This is a genomic window from Lyngbya aestuarii BL J, assembly GCF_000478195.2.
GTDB classification, from domain to species: domain Bacteria; phylum Cyanobacteriota; class Cyanobacteriia; order Cyanobacteriales; family Microcoleaceae; genus Capilliphycus; species Capilliphycus aestuarii.
Genome location: NZ_AUZM01000314.1, coordinates 1 through 680, shown reverse-complemented (window position 1 = coordinate 680; position 680 = coordinate 1). Strand labels below are relative to the sequence as shown.

The following is a 680-nucleotide window of genomic DNA, read 5'->3' as shown; positions in this document are numbered from 1 at the left end:
ATCTCAGCTTCTGCGGTGATTATTTTCGATGTATTTCGTTGAAAAGGGTGCATTTGAAAGCGAACCCAGTGCTTTTCATCTTTCCAAAAGGTTTCGACATGAAAAGCGTGGATGGCGGAGGAACGGGCGCCTGTATCAATTTTTGCTTTGATGGCGGTTACTCCGAGTGAGGGTAATACAATCCACTCTCGCCAACCGATGATTGATAATTGTTTTTGTTTGGACAATTTAAACTTGATTTAAACGTTTTCATTACGACTCTAATTTTAGATTTTATCTCAAACGGTATTTAAAGTCACTAGATTAAAACAGTTTTGAAGCAAAATACAATTCTGCTGAGAGAAAAGGAACACGTTTTTAGAAATAAGGTTTAAAATCTATCAAGGATGCCTCTACTGGGTTGATCTTCTCGTAATTTTATCAGAATGAGGAGTCATCATCGAACAAACAAGCTCTAAATTAATTGACTAAAAAAAATGAAGAATATCTTTAAAAAATATCGCTGGCTGGCCTTGGGTGCTTTATCTTTTATTTTGAATTCCTTTCCGGTTGCTGCGGCGGAACGCATTTACATTGACTATGGTTCAATGGAAACTTCTGTTTCTGTGACCACTTTAGAAAGTTATGCCAAAGATAATAAAACTGAGCCTGAACTTTCTCCCTATCTTAATCTTTTAACG

The 680-nt window shown here is 36.5% G+C and carries 2 protein-coding genes; one reads left to right on the top strand and one right to left on the bottom strand.

Features of this window, described 5'->3' with window-relative positions; genetic code table 11:
- Positions 1-227, bottom strand: a 227-nt coding sequence (locus M595_RS28300) for a putative ATP-dependent zinc protease (RefSeq protein WP_023069970.1), incomplete at its 3' end; no start/stop codon positions are given.
- Positions 228-476: 249 nt separating this feature from the next.
- On the opposite strand from M595_RS28300, the gene M595_RS28295 reads away from it, so the two are divergent.
- Positions 477-680: alpha/beta hydrolase (locus M595_RS28295; RefSeq protein ID WP_023069971.1), on the top strand; the 204-nt coding region annotated here is incomplete at its 3' end.